A 23861-nucleotide genomic window follows, 5' to 3' on the forward strand; every position below is an offset into this window, starting at 1 on the left:
TTGTGAAGATGAATGTCGCCACCGTGGATGCGGACGATGGTGAGCTGCCGGGCAGGGCCCGCAGGGAATTAGTCAAGGTTGAGCTCCAGTACCAGGGTCAAACCATGGGGTTGATGATTGTGAAGATGAATGTCGCCGCCGTGGATGCGGGCGATGTGGCGGGCTATGGTGAGGCCGAGCCCGCTGCCGGGCAGGGCCCGGGTCGAGGCCACCCTGAAGTAGGGATCAAACACCCGCTCCATCAGCGCCGGACTGATGCCCGGCCCTTGGTCACTGAATGCGATCCTCACCTTGTCCCCCTGGCGCGCCACCTGCACCGAAAGGCGCTCTCCATACTTGATGCCGTTGTCTATGATGTTTTGCAGGCAGCGCTTGATGGCCAGCGGCTTGCCGACCAGCATCAGGCTGGAGGGCCCTTGCAGCGTCATCCTCAGCTCATCGTGGTTATGGAGCTCGCCACAGCGGCGCAGCATGCCCATCAGATCCAGCGCCTCTATCTCCTCGTGGATATGGGTCTCTTTCATGCACTGCAAGGCACCCTTCACCATCAGCTCCATCTCGTCCAGATGGGCTGCGAACTTGTCCCGCACCTCGGCATCATCCAGCATCTCGGTACGCAGCTTGAGGCAGGCCAGCGGGGTTTTTAGATCATGGGACATGGCGCTGAACAGCAGATCACGCTCATGCAGGTGGCTGCTGATGCGCCGCTGCATCTTGTTGAAGGCGTGGATGGCGGCGCGGGTCTCGCTGCTCCCCTCCTCCTGCACCTCGGGCACCTCCCGCTTGCTGTCGAGCAGGGTGGCGGCCCGCGCCAGGTTGCGGATGGGCCTTATCTCCTTGCGCACCACCCACCAGGTGGCGATCAGTATGATGAGCGCCGAGCCCAGCATGAAGCCGAGCTGATTCAGGGTGAAGAAGCGGGGATCAAGGCTGTCATAAGGGGCGGGCAGCGCAGCCGCCAGATAGAACCAGGCGGTGGGCGACACGGCGATCTGTATCACCAGAATGGGCGGATTGAGCTCCCCCAGTGCCAGGCTGTAGTGGGCCCAGTTCAGGGGCAAGTCGTCGATGGGGAGCTCGGTGTTGAACACCCGCAGATCGGCGCGATTGGTAAACTCGACCCGGGTGGTCACCTCGCTGCCCAGCTCCTGCTGCAGCACGCGCCGCACCTCGGTCACCATGTGCTCGCGGCGGGACGAACCCGAGATGGGGGTCACCGGCAGCGGGTGATTGTTGAGGGAGACGAAGAAGCGGGTGCCCCCCATGTTGCGCAGCTGCTCCAGCACCAGATGGCGGTAATCCTGGGGCAGCTTGCGAAAGAAGGCGATGGTGGAGGAGGCGCTCAGGGCCATGCTGCGCACCGTGCTGATCAAGCCCTGCTCCTGAGCCTGGTTGCTGTGGCGATACCAGAAATAACCGGCGCACAGCTCGGCGGCCAGGATGACGCACAGCAGGAACAGGCTGGTGCGGCTGGCCAGGGAGCGGGGCCCCCAGCCACGGCTAGGCCTCATAGACGGTCTCGGTCGCCAGCATGTAGCCCTTGTTGCGCACCGTCATGATCAGGGTGCGATCCTTGTCATCCAGGGCCTGGCGCAGCCGGGAGACCTGTACGTCTATGCCCCGCTCGAACGGGTCGCTCTCCCTCCCCCAGATCTCATGGGAGATGAGATCCCGGCTGAGCAGCTCATTGGGGTGGCGAATGAAGAGGCCGAGCAGGGTGTAGTCGGCCCCCGATAGCTGACGCGGCACCTCCCCCGCACGGGAGAGCTGACGGGTCACGCTGTCCAGGGTCCAGGGGCCGAAGCTGATGCGCCGGGCAGTCGCCGCCTGCTGGGTGAGACGGCTGCGCCGCAGCAGCGCCTTGATCCGGGCCAGCAGCTCCCGGGGATTGAAACTCTTGGTGAGGTAATCATCCGCCCCTATCTCGAGCCCGGCGATGCGATCGGCATCCTCGGTCACGGCGGTCAGCATCATGATGGGCACGTTGGAGAGGCGGCGCAGCTGAGAGCAGAGGGTGAAGCCGTCATCCCCGGGCAGCATCACGTCCAGGATCACCAGATCCGGCATGCCCTGGCGCACCTGCTGCCACATGGCCTCACCATCACAGGCGGTGCGTACCTCGAAACCGGCGCGGCCCAGATACTCGGTGAGGGTATCGGTCAGCGCCTGGCTGTCATCGACGATGAGAATGACTTTACTGTCCATGGCATTATCAATCTGGCTACGAAGATCGGCCTAACTTACCAGCACTGGCGCGCCAGGGTCGAGGCAATTGGCAGGCTTTTTGTAACCAAACTCTTACAAATCAGCCAAGATGGGATCCCCCGCTGGGCAAGACGGGGTGGGGCTGTCAAAATGGCCGGACTGACCCAGACCGGAGTCCTGCTGCCAGGGAGGCAAACATGAGTCTGTGGACCGCCATCGTCCTTATTGTCCTGATCAGCCTGCTGTTTGGCTATCTCGGCAAGCGCGCCCGCTACCAGCTGGGGGATGCCCGAATCACCGACCGCCTCGGCAAGCAGGATCTCATCATCAAGGAGTTGCAGGAGCGGGTCGCCAATCTGGAGGCCATCGTCATCGAGGAAGAGAAGCGCCGGCCATTCAGAGATCTCTGAGCCGGGCACCCAGTCTCCGTTATCCAGAGAGGAAACAATGAACATTCGACGATTCAACATCGGGGATGAAGCCGCGTTATTTAAGGTTTTTTTATCGGCAGTGCATGAAGTTGCATCGGCAGAGTACACAGCTGAGCAGATTCAGGCATGGGCACCCGAGGATATTTCCCCGACGCTGTGGGCTGACCATATCAGGACATTACGCCCCTTTGTCGCTGACATTGATGGTGACATCGCCGGGTATGCTGACGTTCAGCCCAATGGCTATATCGACCACTTTTTCGTGGCTGGCTCTCATGCACGACAAGGGGTCGGCACCCGCTTGATGATGCGCCTTCATGAAGAGGCCAGGTTATTGGGGATCAGCGAACTGACAGCCGATGTGAGCAAGTCGGCGGAACCCTTCTTCGCACTGCATGGCTTTCATGTGGAGGAGCGAAGGTATCCAGTCCGCCGCGGCGTCATGATCCCCAATGCATTGATGCGAAAGAAATTGTAGTCCAGGCAGCCAGCCCCATGGCTGGTCGCGAAATGGACGCTATGACGCCAGCCGCCTGGCCAATGATGCTCTGAACGGACGCACCATCAACGACGGCAACCCATGGGTTGCCGTTTTGCAATCTCTCCACATAGCGGAATGTATCGCTATCGCGGCGAGAGTGGTGACTGTTGCATCGCCGCTGCCAGCGCGGTCTGGCCCTTGGCCTGCAAAGCATCGACGACCCCCAGCCGGTCCCCCTCCTCCTTGTTCTGACTCAGCTTGAACTTGCCCACCAACCCGGTTATCTCGATTTCGATGCCCACCACGGCCTGCACCATGGCCTCGATATAGTCTCTGGGTGCATCCGCCATCTTCCAGGGCGCGGGCTCGGCGGCCTCATGGACCCGGGTCAGGCTCGTCAACAGGCGGCGCACGAAGCGGGCGTCGTCCCGCACCCGGATGCGACCGTGGGCATGCACCACCGCATAGTTCCAGGTGGGCACCTGCTGATGATGTACCTGCTTGCTCGGATACCAGCTGGGGGAGACATAGCCCTCGGCGGCCCTGAAGATCACCAGCACCTCCTGCCCTTCCTTCACCTCCTGCCAGAGCGGGTTGTTGCGCGCCACATGGGCCCGCAAGACGCCATGCTCCCCCTCCCCGGCATCGAACTCGAACGGCAGGTGATTGGCATCCAGCCCTCCTTCCCAATGAGTGATCAGGGCCCCCAGCGGATAGGCCCGTATAAGCGCGTGCAGCGCCTCGGGCTCGGTGACGGCGAAATGGGTTGGCAGATACATAATCACTCCTTGGATAGTGGCAAGACCCGAGTTCCATTCGGGAAGAGCTCGCCTCGGCGAGCACCGCGATTCAACCCAGGTCCATCAGGCCATGGCTAACGCGTGCAACCATTGATGGCCTGCGGGCCAGGCACCCAGGCCGCTGGCGCCATTGATGTGACCCGCCTCGCCTATGTTCACCAGGGTGCTGCCCCAGCTGGCCGCACATTGCTCCGAGTGGACGATGTCGCCATAGGGGTCATCGGCGCTGGCAATCAATATGGATTTGAATGGCAGGCTCGCCATGGGCAAGGGCGCGAATCCCGTCGCCTGGCTCGGAAATACCGGTCCCTGGGGGTTGGGCACCGCCACCAGCAAGGCGGCTTTGATCTTCAACTCGGTGCGCGCCGCCCAGTGGGCCACCAGCAGGCACGCCAGGCTATGAGCGACCAGGATCGTCTCCTCGCCATGGTGCTTGACGCTGGCCTCGAGCGATGCAACCCAGTCGCTGCACGCCGGGCTGTCCCAATTTCGCTGTTCAACCCGGCTATAGCCACGGTTGGTTTGCTCCCAATGGCTCTGCCAGTGATCCGGCCCCGAGTTTCCTATCCCTGGCAATATCAGCACTTTCATGTGGCAAGTTTCCTTTTGCACTTTAAATTAAGATCTGTAACTTCGATAATTTAAGCTATTTATTTTTACAAATAAATTGAACCAAGTCATATTTGCTAGATCCCGTCACGAGCGGAACCCATTTAGATTTTTTAGACCAGTCTGTAAGTATCTTTGTGGGTTTATTCTGTAAACCATCCTCACTGCTACCTGCCAGCTCAAAATACTGATTCGACAAGCAATTTACCTTAACCTCCGTAAAATCAGTGTACTCACTGTTTTTTCCTACTCGGCTAGTTAATACCTTCCTTACACTAGAGTTAAGCTTTTCATTACTTAAAACATAATATGTACCACTATCTCCGGAAGCCGGATGGCGATATATTTCATTAGCATAAGAAGAATTCGACGTGAGTGTTATGAGCGTCGCCATCAGATAAATCTTCATTGTTTAACCCTCACCTATAAGTGCTATATAAAATCTAATAATGTCTTTCTATCCGGAATTTTAACCAACCCTACGCGATAATCTTCTGGTTTAGAATAACCACGGCAGGCTTCTGGATAGTGAACCTATGAGCAATAAAACGGCAACCTAGGGTTGCCGTTTTGCTTTCTATTTGGAATGAGGGTCGCCGCAGTTTAACCCGCCCGCTTGGCCAGCCAGGCTTCGGCGGCGGTGAGGGCTGCATCCACCAGCTCGCGGGCGACGCCGCCCTTGGCGACCCGCTTGGCCAGGGTGGCTTCCAGCTCCAGGTTCGGATAGACATCCTCCCCCACCACAGGGCTGAAACGCTGGAACTCAGGCAAAGAGAGCTCCTCCAGGGGTTTCTTCAACTTGATGGCCTGCACCACCACTTCACCGACGATATGGTGCGCCTCGCGGAAGGGGATCCCCTTGGCCACCAGATAGTCCGCCAGCTCGGTGGCGTTGGCGTAGCCGCCCTGGGCCGCCGCCTTGGTGCGCTCGACGTTCACCTTGAGATCGATCAGCACCAGCGCCGCCATGTCGAGGCAGTCGTGCCAGGTGTCGAGGGCATCGAACAGCCCCTCCTTGTCTTCCTGCATGTCCTTGTTGTAGGCCAGCGGCAGCGCCTTCAGGCTCATCAGCATGGCCATCTGGGCGCCGACCACCCGGCCAGTCTTGCCGCGAATGAGCTCAAGGGCGTCCGGGTTCTTCTTCTGGGGCATCAGCGACGACCCCGAGGTGACCGCATCGGAGAGCTCGACGAAGCCCGCCTCGCCGGTGTTGTAGAAGATGAGATCTTCCGCAAAACGAGAAAGGTGTGCCATGGACAGCGACGCCACGTGCATCAGCTCCACCACGTGATCCCGATCCGAGACCGAATCCAGGCTGTTGCGGGTGGCGCCGCTAAAGCCCATGTCCAGCGCCAGCGCCTCGCGGTCGATGGCGTACGCCGTACCCGCCAGGGCGCCGCAGCCGAGCGGGCTGGTGTCGAGGCGCTTGAGGGCATCCTGCAGGCGGGAGTGGTCGCGCTCCAGCATCTCCACATAGGCCAGGGCCCAGTGGGCGAAGGTGACCGGCTGGGCACGCTGCAGGTGGGTGTAACCGGGCAGCACCGCGGCCTGATTGGCACGGGCGGAAGCGACCAGCCCCTGTTGCAGGGCGGTGATAGAGGCAGCCAGCAGCTCCCCCTGGGCCTTGCACCAGAGTTTGAGATCGGTGGCGACCTGATCGTTGCGCGAGCGGCCGGTGTGCAGCTTCTTGCCGAGGTCGCCGACGGCGGCGATAAGCGCGCCCTCGACCCAGGAGTGGATGTCTTCGGCATCGGAGCTGAGGATCTGCTGGGGATCCTGTTGCACCGAAGCGAGCAGCACCTCCATCGCTTGTTGCAGTTTTCCTTGCTCATCGGCGGTCAGGACACCGACCGAGACCAGGGCGCGGGCCCAGGCCATGGAGCCCTGAATGTCCTGCTCCGCCAGCCGGTAATCGAAGCGCAAGGAGTCATTGAACTGCTTGAACCTGCTATCTGCCCCCTGACTGAAGCGTCCACCCCAAAGTGCCATACTGCTCTCCTTGAATCTGTTGTCGGTGGCGCCACTTGCGCCCGCCGCTCGTTATCTCGATGAAGGGTTATCTCATAAAAAGGGGCGCGCTGGCGCCCCTTTCGTCACGCTTGAGGGTCGGTCTGCCGACTCTCCCACCCCGATGGCTAAGGGCTGACCCTTAGCCATCACGGCGTCTTGATAAATGAGGGGGCCAGGCCCCCTCGCTTATCTGGTCATGAAGGTGACGATCAACCGTGGGTATGGTCGCCGCCCACCGCCAGATTCTGCTCTTTCAGGGCACGAATGCGGCTGGCCAGGGTGTAGAGGCGGATAAAGCCTTCGGCATGGCTCTGGTCGTACACCTCGTCGGCGCCGAAGGTGGCGAAATCTTCGGAGTAGAGGCTGTTGGCGGAACGCTTCTGGGTCGCGCTCACCTGGCCCTTGTACATCTTCAGCACCACTTCACCGTCCAGATCCTCGGCGATGGCGTTGGCAGAGGCCAGTACTGCCTTGCACAGCGGGGTGAACCAGCGGCCGTCATAGACCAGATGGGAGAACTCGGCGCCGAGCTTCTCACGCCAGGAGCGGGTCGGCTTGTCCAGCACCAGCTCTTCGATGGCACGCAGGGCCGCCATCATGACGGTGCCGCCCGGGGTCTCGTAGCAACCACGGGACTTCATGCCCACCAGACGGTTCTCTGTGATGTCGATACGACCGACGCCGTGCTTGCCGGCGCGCTCGTTCAGGGTCACCAGCACCTGGTAGGGGCTCAGGGCCTGGTCATCGACCGCGACGATTTCACCCTGCTTGACGGTCAGCTTGACGTATTCAGGCTCGTTCGGTGCCTGCTCCGGGGAGACGGTCCACTGCCAGACGGCGTCGGACGGCTCGTTCCAGGTGCTCTCCAGCTCGCCACCCTCGGTGGAGATGTGCCAGGCGTTGGCATCGCGGCTGTAGAGCTTCTTCAGGGTCGCCTTGCAAGGGATGTTGCGCGCTTCCAGATAGGCGAGCAGCTCTTCCCGGGAACGCATGTCCCAGATGCGCCAGGGGGCGATCACTTTGAGCTGGGGTGCCAGGGAAGCCACGGCCCCTTCGAAACGCACCTGATCGTTGCCCTTGCCGGTGCAACCGTGGGCGATGGCATCGGCCCCTTCGGCCTTGGCCACTTCCACCATGGCCTTGGCGATCACCGGACGGGCCATGGAGGTGCCCAGCAGGTAAGTGCCTTCGTAGATGGCGCCCGTCTTCAGGGTCGGATAGACGTACTCCTTGACGAACTCTTCCTTCAGGTCATAGACGATGCACTTGGTGGCACCGGAAGCCAGGGCCTTCTCTTCCACCCCTTCCAGGTCATCTTCACCCTGACCGACATCGGCCACGAAGGCGATGATCTCGGCGTTGTAGTGCTCTTTGAGCCAGGGAATGATGGCCGAGGTATCCAGTCCGCCCGAGTAAGCCAGTACTATCTTGTTGATTCCGCTCATTTACTTCTCTCCATGATCAATCTTGAAAACATTAAAAACAGGGTCGGTCGCTCAGTTGTGGCCCATCAGGGTCAGCAAGATGGCGTTCTGGATATGCATCCGGTTCTCTGCCTCGTCCAAAATGAGGGAGGCGGGGCCGTCCATCACTTCCGAGGTGATCTCCAGCTCCCGATGGGCCGGTTGGCAGTGCAGCACATGCGCGATGCCGGTCCGGTCGAGCAGGGCCTGGTTGATCTGATAAGGCATGAAGATCTCTTTTACCTGCTCCATTGGGGTGTTGTCACCCATGGAGACCCAGGTATCGGTGTAGACAACATCGAAGCCCTCGATGTCGGCCACGTCGTCACTGATGTGAATGTGCGCGCCAGATTGAGCCGCCAGCGCCTCGGCCTGCTTGAAGATCTGGGTATCGGGGCCATGGCCTTTCGGGCAGATCAGGGTCACGTCCGTGCCAAGCGTCGCCCCCAGCAGCATCAGGGAGTGACTGACGTTGTTGCCATCCCCCAGGTAGGCGAGCTTGACCTTGGACAGGTCGTCATAGTGCTCGGCGATGGTCATGAAATCCGCCAGCCCCTGGCAGGGGTGGTAGAGGTTGCACAGGCTGTTGACCACGGGCACTGTCGCGTACTTCTGCAGATCGACCAGGGTCTGATGATCGAATACCCGGGCGACGATGGCATCACACCAACGGGACAGGTTGGCAGCGAAATCCTGCACGGATTCGCGCTTGCCAAGCGCCCCGTTCTGCTGATCCAGATAGACGCTGTGGCCACCCAGCTTGGCGATGCCGATGTCGAAGGTGACCCGGGTGCGCAGTGATGGCTTCTCGAACAGGGTCACCACTGCCTTGCCCGCCAGGGCCTGACGGTACTTTTTCGGGTCTGCCTTGACCTGTTTGCCCAGGGCAATCAGGGCCAGGATCTGGGCCTTGTCGAGGTCGCTGTCTTTGAGCAGGTGTTGCATCGAATCGTCCTTTTGTCGCGCTTAGAGGGTAACCTGGGTGCCGATGGCGGCGCCGCCGAGCAGCTTGAGCAGCTGATCCGGGTAGCGCCAGCTGGCGACGCAGACCGGCTGGCCCAGGGTCTCGGCGGCGTGCAACGCGGCCTTCACCTTGACGGCCATGCCATCGGTGATGACACCCTTCTCCATCAGATCCTGAGCGGTGGCCTTGTCCAGCTGGGGAACCAGCTTGCCCTTGCCATCCAGGATGCCGCTCACGTCCGACAGCATCACCAGATCCGCGCCGAGCGCCTCGGCAATGGCGGTGGCCGCCTGATCCGCATTGACGTTCATCAGCTGACCCTCGCTGGTGATGCCGATGGAGCTGATGACCGGCAGGAACTGCTGGGAGAGGATCCCTTGCACCAGGGCCGGGTTGCCCGGGGAGCAGTCGCCGACCGCGCCGAGATCCGGATCCAGCTGCACCACCTGGCACAGACCGCCATCGGCCAGACACAGACCCACGGCCGGGATGCCACAGGCGATGGCCTTGGCCATCATCTGCTTGTTGGCGGTACCGGCCAGGGCGCCCGCGATAAAGGGGATCTGGTCAAAGGGGGTCACCCGCAGGCCATTCTTCTTGGTAGAAGTGAGCCCCAGCCCTTTGAGCAGGTCATCGACCAGGCAGCCACCGCCGTGCACCAGCACCAGCGGCCTGTGCTGCTCATCCAGGAAGCTCTTCAGGGTCGCGAACAGGGCGGTCAGGGCCTCATCATTCTCGATCAGCGCCCCACCCAATTTGATGACTAATGTCGGTTTGTCCATCTTCTCGATCCTTCCTTAAATCAGGCCGGTGGCCGGTTTAAAACCAAATTTGATGTTCACACACTGGATGGCCTGGGAGGCCGCGCCCTTGAGCAGGTTGTCGATGGCGGACACCACCACCAGCATGTTGCCCTGCTGCTGCCAGGCCAGATCGCAATAAGGGGTGCTCGCCACGCCACGGATGGAAGGCATCTGGCCGGTGAGACGCACCAGCGGCTTGCCTTCGTAGGCGGCGAGGTAGGCTCTGTCCACCTGCTCCGGGGTCACCCCTTCGGCCAGCTGCACATAAATGGTGGCCAGGATGCCGCGCACATAGTTGCCAAGGTGGGGCTGGAACAGCACGCCCTTGCCGAGGTGATGGCTGATCTCCGGCTGATGTCTGTGGCTGAAGGTGCCATAGGGGCTCAGGCTCACTTCGCAGAAGCTGGTGTTGACCGATGCCTTGCGGCCCGCGCCGGAGACACCGGACACCGCATTGATGATGGGTTGCCACTCCGCCTTGATGAGGCCCGCCTGCTGCAATGGCTTGAGGGCACAGAGGGAGGCGGTCGGGTAGCAACCGGGTACGGCGATGAGCTGGGCGGCGGCGATGGCGTCGCTGTTCCACTCGGCCAGACCGTAGGCCGCCTGAGCGAGCCACTGTTCATTGGCGTGGGTGAAGCCGTAGTAATCCTGATAGAACTGCTGATCCTGCACCCGGAAGGCGCCGGAGAGATCGAATACCGGCAGCCCCTTGGCCAGGAACTTGGGCGCCAATTCGGCACTCACCTCGTGGGCGGTGGCCAGCAGCACCAGATCGGCCTGGGTCAGGATCCGGGTCATGCCATCCTCATCCAGGGGCAGCAGCGGCTGATCCAGCTCGCCGACCCACTGGGGATGAAGAGAGGAGAAACGCTTGTGGGCATCCTGGCTGCCGGCGGAGACATAGAGGCCGAACAGCTTGAGGTCAGGGTGGTTCTGCACCAGGGCGGCCAGCTCTGCTCCCGCGTAGCCACTGGCACCGACGATAACGGTGTTAAGCATTGATCAATTCCAAAATATGAGGTCTGGGTTCACAGCATGATGCTGCATAAGGATTAAGAGGCCGTGAATCGCCTCTCCATTCTTGCGTAGCAAGGGTGCAACGAGCGGGTCAGCTCATGCGGAGGCAATTCAGGCGGGGTTGCGTCGTCGGTGATAGATCAGGTGACAGAACATTGACTTTCCCTTACAACTAGAGCCTTATCGGTGAGCGCAAGAACAGAATATTCATTCACTCAGTTTGCATTTGTATTTTCTAACAGAAACCTTCCGAGGGTGCAAGGAGGAGCTAGTGGCCAATCAGGATTTTTTTTCACTTTATAAGAATATTATTGCAATACCCTCTATCAGCAGCACGGATCCCAAGTGGGATCAGAGCAACGAAGGAGTGATCCGGTTGCTGGCCGACTGGTTCGGCCAACTCGGGTTTCGCTGTGAGGTGACGCCACTGGCGGAGCTGCCCGGCAAGTTCAATCTGGTCGCCACCTATGGTCAGGGAGAAGGCGGTCTGCTGCTGGCAGGCCATACCGATACGGTGCCGTTTGACCAGGGTGCCTGGCGCAAGGATCCCTTCAAGGTGACCGAAGAGGGCAATCGCCTCTATGGTCTGGGCACCATCGACATGAAGGGCTTCTTCGCCTTTATCGTCGAGGCGCTCAAGGAGATCGATCTCAAGACCCTCAACAAGCCCCTGCGCATCCTGGCCACCGCCGACGAGGAGACCACCATGGCGGGGGCTCGCGCCATCGCCGCGGCCGCCGAGCTCAAACCCGACTATGCGGTGATAGGCGAACCCACCGGCCTGGTGCCCGTGGTCGCCCACAAGGGCCATATGTCGGAAGCCATCCGCATCACGGGCAAGAGCGGTCACAGCTCGGATCCCGCCAACGGCATCAACGCCATGGAGATCATGCATCAGGCCATGGGTCAGGTATTGGCGCTGCAACGCAGCCTCAAGGATAAGTATGCAGATCACCGCTTCAAAGTACCGCAACCGACCCTGAATCTGGGGTACATCCAGGGGGGCGATAGCCCGAATCGCATCTGCGGTTGTTGCGAGTTGCACATCGACATGCGCCCCACTCCCCAGGTCGGTCCCGACGAGCTGCTGGGCTTGCTCAAAGAGGCGCTCGCCCCCATCGAAATCCACCAGCCGGGCTGCCTGCACCTGCAACACCTGCACGAGCCCATCCCCGCCTACGCCTGCGACGATGCCTCCTTGCTGGTGCGCGAAGCCGAGTTGGCGAGCGGCAAGCGCGCCGAATCGGTCAACTACTGCACCGAGGCGCCCTTCATCCAGCAGCTCGGCTGTCAGACCATAGTGATGGGCCCTGGTCACATCGCCCAGGCGCACCAGCCGGACGAGTACCTGGATCTCTCCTTCGTCGAGCCCACCAAGGCGGTGCTGCAACATCTGGTCCGCCGCTTCTGCGTCTAGCCCTGACCGGTACCCATGGCGAAGTGTGCATGGCATCCTTGCTGATGCGGCTAGCGATTCATTCGCAACAGGTGCAACCGAGCGCAGGGAGGCGCAACCGGATATGTAGGAAAGTTACATGACAACGAGGGGGACGAAAGGAGTCGGCCATGCCAGGGAACTATCGAAAATACATGTTCTTAATTGGCTTGTTATTTGACCTTGCGCAGACAATCTGGGTAGATTGTCCCCCTAAGATGACGGAGCATATGTTGTAATCGCACAACAATAAGTGGGGCAGCCCCATGCCGAGGAGCGGCGGCCGGGCACCAACAAAAATAAGGATGTGGAATGAACGATACTTACGCAGCACTACGCGCCAACGTAGGCATGTTGGGCCAGTTGCTGGGCAAATCCATCAAGGACCATCAGGGCCAAGCCTTCCTCGACAAGATCGAGACCATTCGCCAACTGGCCAAGTCCTCTCGCAAGGGTAATGAAGCAGACCGTGAGCGGTTGCTCGACATCCTGCGCAATCTCTCGGACGACGAGCTGCTGCCCGTGGCACGCGCCTTCAGCCAATTCCTCAATCTGGCCAACGTGGCCGAACAGTTCCACACCATCTCCCGCCATTGCGAAGAGCATATTTGTACCCCGGATCCCCTGGAGGAGATGTTCGCCAAGCTCAAGGCGTCCAACCTCTCCCAGGAAGCCATCATCCAGGCCGTGCGCGAGCTGGATATCGACCTGGTGCTGACCGCTCACCCGACCGAGGTGACCCGTCGTACCCTGATCCACAAGCATGTGCAGCTCAACGACTGCCTGGAAGCCCTTGAGCTGTCCGATCTGCTGCCCCGCGAGCGGGACAAGATCCAGAGCCGCATCGAACAGCTGGTCAATCAGGCCTGGCACACCAACGAGATCCGGGTGCAGCGTCCGACCCCGGTCGATGAAGCCAAATGGGGCTTCGCCGTGGTGGAAAACAGCCTCTGGCCTGCCATCCCCGAATTCATGCGCAACCTGGACGAACGGCTGCAGCAGCACCTGGGGGTGCGCCTGCCCCTGGACGCCGCCCCGGTCAAGTTCACCTCCTGGATGGGCGGTGACCGTGACGGCAACCCCTTCGTCACCGCCAAGGTGACCGCCGAGGTACTGGAACTGGGCCGCTGGATGGCGGTGAGCCTGTTCTACAAAGACATCAAGGAGCTCACCTCTGAGCTCTCCATGTCTGACTGCACCCAGGCCGTGCGCGAGCGCGTTGGCGACAGCGCCGAACCCTACCGAGCCCTGATCCGTGAGCTGCGTGAGCAGTTGCGCGAGACCCAGGAGTTCCTCACCGCCAAGGTGCAGGATCAGGCGAGCGAGAGCCGGGATCTGGTCAAGACCACGGCCCAGCTGCGCGAGCCCCTGGAGCTCTGCTACCACTCCCTGCACGCCTGCGGCATGGGCAACATCGCCGACGGCATGCTGCTGGACGTGCTGCGCAAGCTGGCCTGTTTCGGCATCCATCTGGTCAAGCTCGATATCCGTCAGGATGGCGAGCGTCACGGTCAGGTCTTCTCCGAACTGACCCGTTATCTGGGCATGGGCGACTACGCCGAATGGAGCGAGGACGACAAGCAGGCCTTCCTGCTCAATGAACTCAACTCGCGCCGCCCGCTGCTGCCCGTCGACTGGGAGCCGAGCGCAGAGACCAAGGAGACCATCGACACCTGCAAGGTGATCGCCGCCCATGATCCGGACGCCTTCGGCATCTACATCATCTCCATGGCCGGTGCCCCCTCGGACGTACTGGCGGTGCAACTCTTGCTCAAGGAAGCGGGTTGCAAGTTCCGCATGCCGGTTGCCCCCCTGTTCGAAACCCAGGAAGACCTGATGGCAGGCACCCAGGTGATGGATCGCCTGCTGTCGGTTGACTGGTATCGCGGTTACATCCAGGGTCGCCAGTACGTGATGATCGGCTACTCGGACTCTGCGAAAGATGCGGGCATGATGGCCGCCGGTTGGGCCCAGTACGCCGCCATGGAATCTCTGGTGGCCCTGGCCGAAACCAACAAGGTACGGCTCACCCTGTTCCATGGCCGTGGCGGTACCGTCGGTCGCGGTGGCGCCCCCGCCCATCAGGCTATCTTGTCTCAACCGCCAGGATCCCTGCGCGGCGGCCTGCGGGTCACCGAACAGGGCGAGATGATCCGCTTCAAGTTCGGCCTGCCGAAAGTCGCCATCAACAGCCTGAACCTCTACACCAGCGCCGTGCTGGAGGGCAACCTGCTGCCGCCGCCCAAGCCCAAAGAGAGCTGGCGCACCGTGATCGAACAGGTGGCCGAGGCCTCCTGCGAACACTACCGCAGCATAGTGCGCGGCCACCCGGACTTCGTGCCCTACTTCCGCGCCGCCACCCCCGAGATGGAGCTCGGCAAGCTGCCGCTCGGTTCCCGCCCCGCCAAGCGCAAGCCCAATGGCGGCGTCGAGAGCCTGCGCGCCATTCCCTGGATCTTCGCCTGGACCCAGAACCGCTTGATGCTGCCGGCCTGGCTCGGTGCCCATGAGGGCCTGAAGCAAGCCATCGACAGCGGTCACCAGTCCGTGCTGGAAGAGATGAGCCGTCAATGGCCCTTCTTCCGCACTCGCCTCGAGATGCTGGAGATGGTGTTCCTCAAGGCCGATACCTGGCTGGCGGAATACTATGACACCCGTCTGGTGCCCGAAAGCCTCTGGCCGCTGGGCAAGCAGCTGCGCGCCGAACTGGAAGCGGCCGCCGAACTGGTGCTGGCTCTGCGTCCCCAGGGAGACTTGCTCGACGATCAACCCTGGATCAAGGAGTCCATCAAGCTGCGCAACCCCTACACGGATCCCCTCAACGTGTTGCAAGCCGAGCTGCTCAACCGCTCGCGCAGCAACCCGGGATCCCTGCACGAGGAGATCGATCAGGCGCTGATGGTCACCATCGCCGGTATCGCCGCAGGCATGCGCAATACCGGTTGATAGACGGGGCTATCCAGCTCCCCGCAATGACAAAGGGCGCCACAGTGGCGCCCTTTTTATTTCCACGAATTGTCTCGCCTGATGCAGCCTCTCCTCTGGATGCATGTTGTCGTAGGAACATTGGTCGTTAGGCGTTGCCGTGCAATCGTAGGGTCGATTAGCCGTCAGGCGTAATCGTCCGTTCCGCGGGTTGGAAGGGAATGGCACGGCGTCGCCGTGCAGGACACGAGGCCGCTGGCCTCGACGGGGTTTCGCCCGCCCTTCGGGCCGGGGCGAGTGACTTCTTGAAGGCCCAAGAAGTCACCAAGAAGGCCTTCCCCCGCTTATTCGCCCGACTACGTCGGGTTCCTTCGGCTCACCCGCTTGTCCGACGGCACGCGCCGACGGGCCATCCATGGCCCGGCGCCGCTCGCTCGACATCCTGTCTCGCGGTCTGGACAAGCGGACTCTCCTCTGCGAATAAGAGGGGGGGGCAATGCCGAACTGGCTTATGTGACTCCTCCTAACATTTACGGGGAAATCACTCCAACTATTTGATAAATAGCGTAGTATCGGAAAATTACTGACCTCGGATGAGACTTTCACACTAGTGAAGAAAGACTCTACAGCTATTCCAATGAATCGGTTCCTTGTACCTATGACTTCTATGTTTTACCTCCCGCGCAAGCTTTCTGGTGATAGCCAGATATACACGGAAGCAGAGCTATTGGCTGCTTCGAAGTTTGTTGTCGTCTTGGCCGAGCCTGGTGGGGGAAAAACCGAGCTGATGGAAAGTCTTGCGCGGCAGTTGGGGACAAAAGCCGTAACCGCAACCCGATTCCGGCATATAGGGGCAGAGGAAGAAAATAGCCCACTAGTGATCGATGCATTTGATGAGCTGGCCAAGATAGATCAGTCAGGAATTCACTCACTTCTAGCTAATGCCTGTAAGGCAAAAGCAACGCGAGTCATCATTTCAAGCCGTTCCAGTGAATGGAGCAATGCAGACACCCAGTCATTTCAAGAGTTTCTTGGTGCTCAGCCTCTGGTCGTCAGGCTGTGTGAATTTGGAGAGAACGATCAGCAAGCTATTTTCCTCCACCACTATCCAGAAGAGGACTTCGTCGCCTTCCGTTCTGAAGTGGCTCGATTTGAACTGGAACCATTACTGCCCAATCCACTGTTCCTGCAACTGTTTGCTGGCGCCTATATCGAGAGCGAAAGACACTTCATCGACAAGCGCTCCATTTTTAGCACTGCGGTAGAACGTCTGGCCAAAGAGGCCAACTCCAGTGTCAGGAGCACTGCCCACTCTCTGACATCACAGCAAAAGATTGACTTGGCATCGGAAGTATTCGCCAAGCTACAGTTGTCTGGTGCTGAGGGGGTTAGTACTCAGGATGCTACGGCAGACCGGATCTACCCGACGCTGGCATCATTGCTTCACCCTATCGCTTCAAGAAACGATATTTTGGCAACCCGGCTCTTTAAACCGGGTGACCGAGTGGATCAACATCGTCCAGTGCATAAGATCGTTGCTGAATATTGCGCGGCGCACTATCTGACTCAACGGATTGCTGATCCAACCAAGCCACTGATGCTTGCAAACTGTTTCGCCGTCATCGCGCCCAACAATACGGTGCGAGATGAATTACGGGGGCTATTGGGCTGGATGGCGGCACTGGGTAACCGCGCTATACAGGAAGAGGCCATCAGGATCGACCCTTATGCTGTGCTGGCCAACGGTGATCCTTCCCAATTGCTTCCTAGCTCAAAACGAATGCTGCTGGAGCAGTTGAGGAAATTTGCAGCTCAAGATCCCTACTTCAGGCGGGGTGATTACTGGCGCAGGTTCAGTATCGCTGGTTTCTTCACGCAGGATGTGGCAGACGAACTAAAGCCACTACTAGCAACTGGTAATGAAGGGCATTTGCGCGACTTGATTCTTGAATTGCTGGCGGGATCTGCGGCAATTGAATCTCTACAAAAAGAGTTGTGCCAGCTCGCTTTTGCTGCGCAAGAAAGCGCCCATACACGCATTCTGTCAACGAGATGCTTGCTCAAGATAACAGGCCGCGATCACCACGCAGACTTGGCCCGTTTCATTGCAGAAGCGAGTGAGGTCTCGCTGGAGATCGCGGCAGAAATCATTCTAACGCTGGGTTATCAAACCTTTGAAAGGAAATATTTATCTGAATTTCTTTGTATATGCGCAACGCTCTATCCTGGCCACCAAGTGCGAGAACGTACCATAGGTGCTCGCTATTTTATAAAAAAATTCATTGCCGAAATTGATTTGTTAACTATCGAGTGGTTGTTGGATGAATTGACCAGAGACCTTGCCTGCCATTGTGGCAAAAAATACTACGATTGTGATTGTCTAAATGGTATAAGTAAAGTTGTCGGTTTACTTCTGGATCATTATTTTAAAATGGCTCTGGCACCATTTAATCCTGTGAGGGTCTGGGGATGGATTGAAAATTTGAGATTTCACAAGAGTAAACGCCAGGATGAAAGCCACGCTGTTCAAGTGCTCTGTAAAAATAATGGCTTACGGCAAGGTATAATTTTACATGTTTTTTTCAAAACTGTACGAAGTTGAAGACATATCCTATGTGCTACGACATAAATTTGGTCGGTTTTCTCACTCAGGCCTAGTGTTTCAACCTGAAGATTATAAGTTTATAGTCGATCTTTCTTTTGAAATAAACAACCATGTCCTATGGGGTTTTTTCATCAAAACTCATGATTTTTATTCATTAGCAGAAGCGAAAGAGAGAGATCCAATAAGACGGCATATGCGCAGGCACGCTTTATTAAAACCTTCCTTTATGCGCGAATGGATGAGACGTAATTGGGCTGCTGCAACTCAAGCCTATCAAGAAAGAAATAAACCATATGCGCGGCTGGATAGAAAGCAACTCCGCCGTGAACGTCGGCGGCAGTTTGAAGTTCGCTCTGAAAATTTAAAGTTCATACATGACGATGCATTTTCTCTTGAAAGTATTCGTGGGTTTGAAATGTTTTCGCATTTTGCCTTCCTCATGTTGATGGAGCCAGAGAATGTAGAGGCTGAGTTTGGTTGTGGTAATAAGCTTCATGAATTGTTGCAAAACTGTTTTGAAATATTGTCTCCAAGAATACCTACATTAGATAGGCTGGCTATCTCATCAGACTTAACTGTTGAAATGGTACTTTATGCAGCGAGCATAGAGACGATGCGTGTTCAAGGGAATCTTAATTCTGTTGAATATCGACTTCTACAAGCTCTTCGTGTAGGTATCTATCGGGGGTATGACTCGATTTCGGAAGAGGAGAATAATAGACTTAAATCAGAGGTAGATCGCCAGCTATTTCCCGATCTCGGAAGCGCGGAGCGTTTTCTAAGGGAATATATTGAGCCACAACTAGCTCAATCAGGATATATGACTGCAGATATATGGTTACTTCAGCGTGATGAGGCCTTTAGCCATCTGCGCCCCACTCTTTCTATAGAATGGCTTGCCCGTTTTCCAGAGTTGGCTATTTTACCACTGGACTCACTTTTTGAGATTGCAGCTCAATATGGTAATCGTTATGAATTGAACGAAATTATTATACTGCGTTGTGAAGAACTGATGTCAAAGTGGCCTATATTAACTGGCGACGAAGAGATAGAACAGAGACGTACATTCTGGTTAGTACGTGCTTTCTACTTTTTGACCGATATACATGAGGAATATTGGAGTTGGTTGAGGATCGATAAGAATACAGTATTTATACTATATGAGCTATCAGGGCGAATAAACCGCAGCGATCGCCAATATTGGCCCATGCTCACATCAAATAAGATTGAGGCTATTCTTGAAGCATTTATAGACCACTGGCCTAAGGTAGTGCTGCCGAATCATTATGGTACTGGGAGCCCTAAAGAGGAGAAAGCATACAGATTTTTGAGTGAGGTGATTTGGTCTATTAACTCTGATGATTCTAGTCATGCTCTACCAGTCCTTAACCGTCTGCTTAAAAACTCCCGCATTTCCGATTTTCATATGGACTTGCAGAGCATCTATGCGACCCAGCTAAGGCGGAGGGCATTGCGGGATTTCACTCCTCCGCTGCCACAAGAAATTCTCAAGCTGCTGGATGGTAATGAAGTTGTTACAGTGGAAGGCTTGCGCAAGCTGGTTCTTTACGAGTTGCAACAATATCAACAAGATATCCATGGGGGAGAGTTCAATTCAGCAGCTCGTTATTACGAGAAAGGTGAAAGGCTGGATGAAGTTAGTTCAACAGAGATCATTGCTGAACGTATCAAGTTGCGCCTTGAGCCGCAAAATATCACTGTCACACCGGAACATCAGCTAAAAGATCGAAATCGTAGTGATTTCACTGTCACCAAGATGATGGGTGGCCAGAGACGGCTTTTGGTGACTGAGGTCAAGGGACAATGGCATCGAGAACTTTACACGGCCGCATCCACCCAGCTCTATGAGCGCTACTCCATTCATCCAGATGCTGAACAGCAAGGCATATTCCTGGTTATCTGGTTTGGTGCGAATGAAGATGTTGCAGGACGAAAGAAGCACAGAATTGAATCTGCCGAGATGCTGAAATCAGATATTGAGAAAAAACTCCCCACCGAGTTATTAGGGCTAATTGACGTGTTTGTGTTGGATGTTTCTCGTCCTTAGTAGCCAATCTAGGTGATGATGCTTGCCATCGTGATGAGCTGGGTTTAGGGGCACCACTTGTTCGGTCGAGGAGAAAGACACGATTTCTTCCCGGCATTCAACGGTGGCCCTCCGGCTTGCATCCCTCGCCACGCAGGAGCAGACTATTTGACCTTGCCAAGGCTCGAGGAAATCTGATGACCCCCGCTATCAATTTGCTGAAAAAGCTAAAGATCCCCCACAAGCTCTACCCCTATGAGTGCGAGGCCCACGACGACTTTGGCAAGCATGCCGCGACTCAACTCGGCCTGCCCGAAGCGCAAGTGTTCAAGACCCTGATCGCCCATCACGACAAGCAGGCGGTGGTGGCCATAGTGCCCTCATCGGGCCTGTGCAGCCTCAAGCAGCTCGCCAAGGCGGCGGGCCTCAAGAAGGTGGAGATGATGAAGCCTGCGGAGGCCGAGAAGCTGACCGGTTATAAGGTGGGGGGCATCAGCCCGCTGGCCCAGAAGAAGCTGTTGCCCACAGTGCTCGATGACTCCGCCCTGCAGTTTGATGAGATCCTGGTGAGCGGCGGCAAGCGCGGCCTCTCGGTCGGGGTGGCGCCCCGAGACATGCTTCGCCTTCTGAAATGGCTAGCCGCGCCCATAGGTGAACACTAAGGGACGAGCACCATGATGAGGTCGCAGAGGTGATAGCAAAGAGGCCCCGACATCCGGGGCCTCTTTGGTTTTATCGGGTGTTGCCAGCCAGGACGCCAACCGACGCTCAGGGCATTTTATCTGCCTGAGCGCGGCAGGCCGCCGTCAAGTCGGAGAGCCGCAGCCGCTGGCGCCCCTGCCCATCGAAGTTGTCATCGGCCAGCCAACCCTCGAAACTGGCCGCCAGTGCGGGCCACTCGCTGTCGATCACCGAGAACCAGGCGGTATCGCGGGAACGGCCCTTGTCGACCCTGGCCTGGCGGAAGGTGCCCTCGTAACTGAACCCGAGCCGCAGCGCCGCCTGGCGGGAGGGCAGGTTGAGCTCGTTGCACTTCCACTCGTAGCGACGATAGCCCAGGGCAAAGGCCCGCCCCATCATCAGTGCCATGGCGGCGGTCGAGAGGCGGGTGCGCTGCATGGCGGGGGAGAAGTGCAGCCAGCCCACTTCTATGCTGCCAGCGGCAGGATCGATACGCAGGTAGCTGGCGAGCCCCAGCGCCTTGCCGCTCGGCTCATCGACAATGACATAGAACTGGGGATCGACCTTGGCAGCGCACTGCTGCAACCAGGCCAGCATGGCCGACTCGTCCGCGAAGGGGCCGCTGGTGAGGTAGGTCCACATGGCCCCATCATCGGCACTGAACGCCTGCCACAGCGGGCCGCCGTGCAGCCCGGGGTCAAGGGGCTCCAACCGGCAGCCCCAGCCACTCATCAGCTGATGAGGGGGAAACTCGGCCCCCGTCCAATCCGGCACCACAGCGCCCAGGGGTTGATTGAATTCGTTAGTGATATGAGAGGTAACGTTGTTAGCAGCCACAGGCTATCCCTCCTTCTTGCAAGACACCGGCCTCGCTGCCGGTGGCGACGGCGAAACCGTCCTGACGCCACCAATGCAGGCCGCCGATCAGCTCCTTGACCTGAAAACCCAGCGCGGCCAGCTTATGGGCCCCCTGGGTCGAGCCGTTGCAGCCGATGCCATCGCAGTAGCAGACATAGACCTTGTCTCGCGCCAGCCCGGCCGTGGTGACCGGGCTCATGGTGCGATGGGGAAAAGAGACGGCCCCCGGAATATGGCCCTCGGCATAATGTTCAGGGGAGCGGGTGTCGATGACGACGATGCGCCCCTCCTCACCCGCCTCTGCGTTTAACAGATCGGCGGCGAGATCGGCCGGGTCGGTGCGAAATTTCAGCTGGGCCTCGAAGAAGGCGCTGGCCTCCTGCGGGCTGGCCACTCCCGTGCTCAATACATGACTCATACCGGCTCCTGATATAGCGCGACTTCTGTGGTGATCTCGGTTCTCACCGAGTTGGCGATAAAGCACTGCTCGTGGGCCTGATGGTGCAGCCGCTCCAGTTCGACCAGGCTCGGCTGGCGCTCACCAGCAAACAGTACCCGGGGGCGCAGGGTGACCCTGGTGATCGACTGGCGGCCCCGCTCGTCCGGCTCCATGACCCCGACCGCCTTATCGCGGTAGTCTTCCACCAGATAGCGCGCCTTGGCCGCCAGCCAGAGGAAGGTCAGCATGTGACAACTGGAGAGCGAGGCGACGAAGGCCTCCTCCGGATCGACATGCTCCGCCACCGAAAAGGGCAAGGGCACCACATGGGGGGAGGAGGAGGCGGGCACCCTGACGCCGCCGTCAAACTCCCACTCATGGGCCCGACTGTAACGCTGATCGACGAAGGGCTCGCCGGCCCCCCGTTGCCAGCTGATGAGGGCACTGAACTCTGACATCCCGACTCCTTGTGGTGGTTGCACTCCATTCTCTGACCCTCAATGTAGCGTCATAATGGCCTTGCCACGCCGACCAATTTTGCCAATATAAGCAGACCAATTTTGATGGGCTGACAGCCCTGTCCGGAGACTGCCATGACCGCCCTGCCTACCCTGTTTGCCGACCAGCAACAGAACGATCTGCCACTGCACGAACAGCTGGTGCGCACTCTGCGTAGCGCCATCTTGGCCGGTCACCTGCCCCAGCACAGTCGGCTGCCCGCCAGCCGCATGCTGGCCCGGGATCTCGGCATCTCCCGCAGTACGGTGGAGCTGGCCTATGGCCGACTGGAGGCCGAGGGCTATCTGGTGCGCAAGGTGGGGGCCGGCAGCTTCGTCGCCCTGGCGGCGGTGCGGCCCACTCCAAGGCCGCCCCAGTCGGCGGCCGGACTATCCCGTCGCGGTCAGGAGATGGCGGCAGGCGGTGCCTGTCACGATGCCCCCGAGGTCGGCGTCTCCTTTGCCTCCAGCCAGCCGGATCCGCGCATCTTTCCCCAGGCGCTCTGGGGCCGCTTGATGCAACAGCAGTGGCGCCAGCGCGCCAGCCAGTGGATGAACTACGGGGATCCGCAAGGCTTAGGGGAGCTGCGCGCCGCCATCAGCAGCTATCTGGTGCAGTCGCGGGGGGTGCAGTGCGAGCCGGATCAGATCCTGATCCTCACCAGCTCCCAGCAGGGGATCTTGCTGGCAACCCAGCTGCTCATCGACGCCGGCGACACCGTCTGGGTCGAAGATCCCGGTTATCCGGGAGCCAGAACCGCACTGGAGAGCGCCGGCGCCCGCATTCACCCGGTGCCGGTGGATGAAGAGGGCCTCGACCCGGCGGGGGAACATCCGCAGCCCAGGCTCATCTACTGCACCCCGGCCCATCAGTATCCCCTCGGCGTACCCATGAGCCTGCCACGGCGGATGGCATTGCTGGCCGAGGCCGAGCGGCACGGCGCCTGGATTTTGGAAGACGATTACGACGGGGAGTATCAGTATGATCAGCGCCCGCTGCCCGCCTTGCAGGGGCTCGACAGCCAGGGGCGGGTCATCTATGTGGGCACCTTCAGCAAGGTGCTGTTCGGCTCATTGCGCCTCGCCTATCTGGTGCTGCCGCGCCCGCTGATGGAGGCCTTCAGCCGGGCCCGCGCCGCCTTCGATGGCCACAGCAACCAGTTGCAGCAGGCGGTCACCGCGGACTTTATCCGGGCCGGCCACTTCGCCACCCATCTGCGCCAGAGCCGCCTGCTCTACCAGAGTCGCCGGGATCTGCTGCTGAGCGAACTGGCCGAACACTGCCCCCAACTGACCCCCATCCACAGCGGCGCCGGCCTGCAGTGCGCCGTGCTGCTGCCCCCGGGCGGCGAGGCCCGCTGGACCCAGGCTGCCAATGCCCTGGGGCTGGGGCTGCGCCCCTTGCGTCAGTTCTATCTGGGGGAGCCCAGGCTGGAGGGCTGGCTGCTCGGCTTTGGCTGCCTCGACAATCAGACCCTGCGCCAACTCTGCCGACGACTCGGGGCCCTGATGCGCACTGCGTCATATGGATTGATGGACACAGCAGATCGGGACAAGTCCTGATGGATAGCGGCGTAGAGAGCGAAGT

21 protein-coding genes are annotated in these 23861 nt (G+C 59.0%); 8 read left to right on the top strand and 13 right to left on the bottom strand.

All coding sequences use genetic code 11. From position 1 onward, the window contains the following. Positions 1-68 precede the first annotated feature (68 nt). Together BN1130_RS20400 and BN1130_RS20405 are read right to left on the bottom strand one after the other, a co-directional pair. Positions 69-1511, bottom strand: a complete 1443-nt coding sequence (locus tag BN1130_RS20400; protein WP_042044268.1) for a sensor histidine kinase — start codon at positions 1509-1511, stop codon at positions 69-71. Further along, positions 1501-2205: a response regulator gene (locus BN1130_RS20405; RefSeq protein WP_042044269.1), complete on the bottom strand. Its 705-nt coding sequence runs from the start codon at positions 2203-2205 to the stop codon at positions 1501-1503. The genes BN1130_RS20400 and BN1130_RS20405 overlap by 11 nt, the downstream gene beginning before the upstream one ends. 197 nt (positions 2206-2402) lie before the next feature. Between BN1130_RS20405 and BN1130_RS20410 the strand changes: the two genes are divergently transcribed. After that, the gene (locus tag BN1130_RS20410) at positions 2403-2615 is read left to right on the top strand and encodes a hypothetical protein (RefSeq protein ID WP_042044270.1); all 213 of its coding nucleotides are present in this window, start codon (positions 2403-2405) and stop codon (positions 2613-2615) included. Positions 2616-2652: 37 nt separating this feature from the next. Next, on the top strand, positions 2653-3114 hold the full coding sequence (locus BN1130_RS20415) for a GNAT family N-acetyltransferase (RefSeq protein ID WP_042044271.1): 462 nt from the start codon (positions 2653-2655) through the stop codon (positions 3112-3114). A 146-nt stretch (positions 3115-3260) separates the two neighbouring features. On the opposite strand, the gene BN1130_RS20420 is transcribed toward BN1130_RS20415, so the two are convergent. The 8 genes from BN1130_RS20420 to argC all read right to left on the bottom strand — a co-directional run bounded on the left by BN1130_RS20420 (position 3261) and on the right by argC (position 10768). Next, positions 3261-3896 (bottom strand): FMN-binding negative transcriptional regulator, encoded by a 636-nt coding sequence (locus BN1130_RS20420; RefSeq protein ID WP_042044272.1) that lies wholly within the window; start codon positions 3894-3896, stop codon positions 3261-3263. Positions 3897-3980: 84 nt separating this feature from the next. After that, entirely contained in the window at positions 3981-4508 is a 528-nt protein-coding gene (locus BN1130_RS20425; RefSeq protein WP_042044273.1) for an RBBP9/YdeN family alpha/beta hydrolase, read from the bottom strand. 55 nt (positions 4509-4563) lie between these two features. Beyond that, positions 4564-4935 (bottom strand): hypothetical protein, encoded by a 372-nt coding sequence (locus BN1130_RS22490; protein WP_157014124.1) that lies wholly within the window; start codon positions 4933-4935, stop codon positions 4564-4566. Between the two features lie 194 nt (positions 4936-5129). Beyond that, positions 5130-6515 (bottom strand): argininosuccinate lyase, encoded by a 1386-nt coding sequence (argH, locus tag BN1130_RS20430; protein WP_042044274.1) that lies wholly within the window; start codon positions 6513-6515, stop codon positions 5130-5132. 230 nt (positions 6516-6745) lie between these two features. After that, complete coding sequence (locus BN1130_RS20435; RefSeq protein ID WP_042044275.1) at positions 6746-7981, bottom strand: argininosuccinate synthase; 1236 nt, start codon at positions 7979-7981, stop codon at positions 6746-6748. A 51-nt stretch (positions 7982-8032) separates the two neighbouring features. Beyond that, positions 8033-8944 (bottom strand): ornithine carbamoyltransferase, encoded by a 912-nt coding sequence (locus BN1130_RS20440; RefSeq protein WP_042044276.1) that lies wholly within the window; start codon positions 8942-8944, stop codon positions 8033-8035. Positions 8945-8965: 21 nt separating this feature from the next. After that, positions 8966-9745, bottom strand: coding sequence for an acetylglutamate kinase (gene argB / locus BN1130_RS20445; protein WP_042044277.1), 780 nt, complete (start codon positions 9743-9745; stop codon positions 8966-8968). A 15-nt stretch (positions 9746-9760) separates the two neighbouring features. Further along, positions 9761-10768, bottom strand: coding sequence for an N-acetyl-gamma-glutamyl-phosphate reductase (gene argC, locus BN1130_RS20450; RefSeq protein ID WP_042044278.1), 1008 nt, complete (start codon positions 10766-10768; stop codon positions 9761-9763). Positions 10769-11057: 289 nt separating this feature from the next. Here argC and argE point away from each other — a divergent pair, with 289 nt between their 5' ends. The 5 genes from argE (at position 11058) to ybaK (ending at position 20460) form a co-directional block, all read left to right on the top strand. Further along, on the top strand, positions 11058-12203 hold the full coding sequence (gene argE, locus BN1130_RS20455) for an acetylornithine deacetylase (protein ID WP_042044279.1): 1146 nt from the start codon (positions 11058-11060) through the stop codon (positions 12201-12203). A 330-nt stretch (positions 12204-12533) separates the two neighbouring features. Beyond that, positions 12534-15167, top strand: a complete 2634-nt coding sequence (gene ppc / locus BN1130_RS20460; protein WP_042044280.1) for a phosphoenolpyruvate carboxylase — start codon at positions 12534-12536, stop codon at positions 15165-15167. 589 nt (positions 15168-15756) lie between these two features. Then, the gene (locus BN1130_RS22760; protein WP_198135316.1) at positions 15757-17748 is read left to right on the top strand and encodes an NACHT domain-containing protein; all 1992 of its coding nucleotides are present in this window, start codon (positions 15757-15759) and stop codon (positions 17746-17748) included. Next, positions 17720-19819: a hypothetical protein gene (locus BN1130_RS22765; protein WP_198135317.1), complete on the top strand. Its 2100-nt coding sequence runs from the start codon at positions 17720-17722 to the stop codon at positions 19817-19819. Before BN1130_RS22760 ends, BN1130_RS22765 begins: the two co-directional genes overlap by 29 nt. A gap of 176 nt (positions 19820-19995) precedes the next feature. Continuing rightward, positions 19996-20460 (top strand): Cys-tRNA(Pro) deacylase, encoded by a 465-nt coding sequence (gene ybaK / locus BN1130_RS20470; protein ID WP_042044281.1) that lies wholly within the window; start codon positions 19996-19998, stop codon positions 20458-20460. A 106-nt stretch (positions 20461-20566) separates the two neighbouring features. Here the strand turns inward: ybaK and BN1130_RS20475 are convergent, their stop codons facing one another. The 3 genes from BN1130_RS20475 to BN1130_RS20485 are packed head-to-tail and all read right to left on the bottom strand — an operon-like array spanning position 20567 to position 22234. Next, complete coding sequence (locus BN1130_RS20475; RefSeq protein WP_042044282.1) at positions 20567-21316, bottom strand: GNAT family N-acetyltransferase; 750 nt, start codon at positions 21314-21316, stop codon at positions 20567-20569. Further along, a complete protein-coding gene (locus tag BN1130_RS20480; RefSeq protein WP_042044283.1) occupies positions 21306-21755 on the bottom strand; it encodes a rhodanese-like domain-containing protein in 450 nt (149 codons plus the stop codon). The genes BN1130_RS20475 and BN1130_RS20480 overlap by 11 nt, the downstream gene beginning before the upstream one ends. Next, entirely contained in the window at positions 21752-22234 is a 483-nt protein-coding gene (locus BN1130_RS20485) for an OsmC family protein (RefSeq protein ID WP_042044284.1), read from the bottom strand. Before BN1130_RS20485 ends, BN1130_RS20480 begins: the two co-directional genes overlap by 4 nt. A 135-nt stretch (positions 22235-22369) precedes the next feature. Here BN1130_RS20485 and pdxR point away from each other — a divergent pair, with 135 nt between their 5' ends. Continuing rightward, entirely contained in the window at positions 22370-23836 is a 1467-nt protein-coding gene (pdxR, locus tag BN1130_RS20490) for a MocR-like pyridoxine biosynthesis transcription factor PdxR (RefSeq protein WP_042044285.1), read from the top strand. Positions 23837-23861 lie beyond the last annotated feature (25 nt).

It is taken from the genome of Aeromonas rivuli (genome assembly GCF_000820045.1).
Lineage (GTDB): Bacteria > Pseudomonadota > Gammaproteobacteria > Enterobacterales > Aeromonadaceae > Aeromonas > Aeromonas rivuli.